The organism is Furfurilactobacillus milii, assembly GCF_009863985.1.
In the GTDB taxonomy this organism is placed as follows: domain Bacteria; phylum Bacillota; class Bacilli; order Lactobacillales; family Lactobacillaceae; genus Furfurilactobacillus; species Furfurilactobacillus milii_A.
Map to the genome: position 1 here is coordinate 97304 of NZ_WEZT01000003.1, position 1920 is coordinate 99223.

Annotated in this window: 18 tRNA genes and 1 rRNA gene; all 19 read right to left on the bottom strand. The window is 50.6% G+C overall.

Annotated elements, in window-relative coordinates:
* Window positions 1-144 precede the first annotated feature (144 nt).
* Window positions 145-218 (bottom strand) — tRNA-Met (locus tag GB992_RS01830).
* Window positions 219-235: 17 nt separating this feature from the next.
* Window positions 236-308: transfer RNA gene (locus tag GB992_RS01835), tRNA-Glu, on the bottom strand.
* Window positions 309-343: 35 nt separating this feature from the next.
* Window positions 344-431: transfer RNA gene (locus tag GB992_RS01840), tRNA-Ser, on the bottom strand.
* 9 nt (window positions 432-440) lie between these two features.
* A tRNA-Ile gene (locus GB992_RS01845) sits at window positions 441-514 on the bottom strand.
* 1 nt (window position 515) lies between these two features.
* Window positions 516-589 (bottom strand) — tRNA-Gly (locus tag GB992_RS01850).
* A 15-nt stretch (window positions 590-604) separates the two neighbouring features.
* A tRNA-Phe gene (locus tag GB992_RS01855) sits at window positions 605-677 on the bottom strand.
* A 5-nt stretch (window positions 678-682) separates the two neighbouring features.
* A tRNA-Asp gene (locus GB992_RS01860) sits at window positions 683-756 on the bottom strand.
* Between the two features lie 4 nt (window positions 757-760).
* Window positions 761-834, bottom strand: a tRNA-Met gene (locus GB992_RS01865).
* Between the two features lie 20 nt (window positions 835-854).
* Window positions 855-946 (bottom strand) — tRNA-Ser (locus tag GB992_RS01870).
* A gap of 35 nt (window positions 947-981) precedes the next feature.
* Window positions 982-1055 (bottom strand) — tRNA-Ile (locus GB992_RS01875).
* Between the two features lie 20 nt (window positions 1056-1075).
* Window positions 1076-1149, bottom strand: a tRNA-Met gene (locus GB992_RS01880).
* Window positions 1150-1179: 30 nt separating this feature from the next.
* Window positions 1180-1253, bottom strand: a tRNA-Pro gene (locus tag GB992_RS01885).
* Window positions 1254-1287: 34 nt separating this feature from the next.
* Window positions 1288-1361: transfer RNA gene (locus GB992_RS01890), tRNA-Arg, on the bottom strand.
* A gap of 7 nt (window positions 1362-1368) precedes the next feature.
* A tRNA-Leu gene (locus GB992_RS01895) sits at window positions 1369-1454 on the bottom strand.
* Window positions 1455-1473: 19 nt separating this feature from the next.
* A tRNA-Gly gene (locus GB992_RS01900) sits at window positions 1474-1545 on the bottom strand.
* Between the two features lie 15 nt (window positions 1546-1560).
* A tRNA-Thr gene (locus tag GB992_RS01905) sits at window positions 1561-1633 on the bottom strand.
* A gap of 36 nt (window positions 1634-1669) precedes the next feature.
* Window positions 1670-1742, bottom strand: a tRNA-Lys gene (locus GB992_RS01910).
* A gap of 6 nt (window positions 1743-1748) precedes the next feature.
* Window positions 1749-1821: transfer RNA gene (locus GB992_RS01915), tRNA-Val, on the bottom strand.
* A gap of 5 nt (window positions 1822-1826) precedes the next feature.
* A 5S ribosomal RNA gene (gene rrf / locus GB992_RS01920) occupies window positions 1827-1920 on the bottom strand; the annotation flags it as partial.

Sequence of the window (1920 nt, forward strand, 5' to 3'; positions counted from 1 at the left end):
CCTTTCATGATTGTTTTCGCAAACATCATTTTACAGAAATTTGGCCATGGGCCATTCTTTATTTAATTAGTGTTGCACTTAAAGTGTAAATTCAAGTTCTAAAAAAAACTACGCACAATATGCGTAGTTACGATTGATATAAGATTGCGGGGGCTGGATTTGAACCAACGACCTTCGGGTTATGGGCCCGACGAGCTACCAGACTGCTCCACCCCGCGATAATAGTAAGATGAAATGACCCCTACGGGATTCGAACCCATGTTACCGCCGTGAAAGGGCGGTGTCTTAAACCACTTGACCAAGGGGTCATAGAGAATAATGACCTACATTCTAAAACAAAAAACGGAGAAGGAGAGATTCGAACTCTCGCGCCGCTTGCGCGACCTATACCCTTAGCAGGGGCACCTCTTCAGCCACTTGAGTACTTCCCCAAAACCAAGTGGGCACAAGTGGACTCGAACCACCGACCTCACGCTTATCAGGCGTGCGCTCTAACCAGCTGAGCTATGCGCCCATGGAGCGGGTGACGAGAATCGAACTCGCGACAGCAGCTTGGAAGGCTGCGGTTTTACCACTAAACTACACCCGCATAACATGGTATGAATGGCGCGGGACAGAATCGAACTGCCGACACATGGAGCTTCAATCCATTGCTCTACCGACTGAGCTACCGAGCCATAAACGGTCCCAACGAGACTCGAACTCGTGATCTCCTGCGTGACAGGCAGGCGTCCTAACCAACTGGACCATGGGACCAAAATTGCGGGGGCTGGATTTGAACCAACGACCTTCGGGTTATGGGCCCGACGAGCTACCAGACTGCTCCACCCCGCGATAATAGTATATAAACAAAAAGGAGGATAAGAGATTCGAACTCTTGCGTGGACTTGCGCCCACCTGACGGTTTTCAAGACCGTTCCCTTCAGCCAGACTTGGGTAATCCTCCATAAGCTGAATATAAGCAATGGACCACCATATTAGTGGACCTTGTAGGACTCGAACCTACGACCGGACGGTTATGAGCCGTCTGCTCTAACCAACTGAGCTAAAGGTCCAAGTTCACTCATATGCTTAATCGCGGCGGGGGGGATCGAACCCTCGACCTCCCGGGTATGAACCGGACGCTCTAGCCAGCTGAGCTACACCGCGATCATAAATAACTAGAGAGCTATTTATAAATCGGGAAAACAGGATTCGAACCTGCGACCCCCTGGTCCCAAACCAGGTGCTCTACCAAGCTGAGCTATTTCCCGAAAATGTAATTGTTTTGCAGAATGAAAACTGCAATGCACCCAGTAGGAGTCGAACCTACAACCTTCTGATTCGTAGTCAGACACTCTATCCAGTTGCGCTATGGGTGCAAATAAGTGCCGAGGACCGGGATCGAACCGGTACGGTCATCACTGACCGCAGGATTTTAAGTCCTGTGCGTCTGCCAATTCCGCCACCCCGGCATCATTGTGAATTGGCAAAAGCGGAAGACGGGATTCGAACCCGCGACCCCCACCATGGCAAGGTGATGTTCTACCACTGAACTACTTCCGCATATAAATGGTGCAATGCCGACTAGAGGATTCGAACCTCCGACCCCCTGTTTACAAGACAGATGCTCTGCCAACTGAGCTAAGTCGGCGTTAACCGAAAATTTTTCACTACCCTCTAAGGGCAATGAGCCGTGACAGTCTCGAACTGTCGACCCTCTGATTAAAAGTCAGATGCTCTACCAACTGAGCTAACGGCTCATTAAATGGAAGATACAGGGCTCGAACCTGTGACCCTCTGCTTGTAAGGCAGACGCTCTCCCAACTGAGCTAATCTTCCAATATGCATGGCGACGACCTACCCTCGCAGGGAGCGATCCCCCAACTACTCTTGGCGCGACGAAGCTTAACTTCCGTGTTCGGCATGGGAACGGGTGTA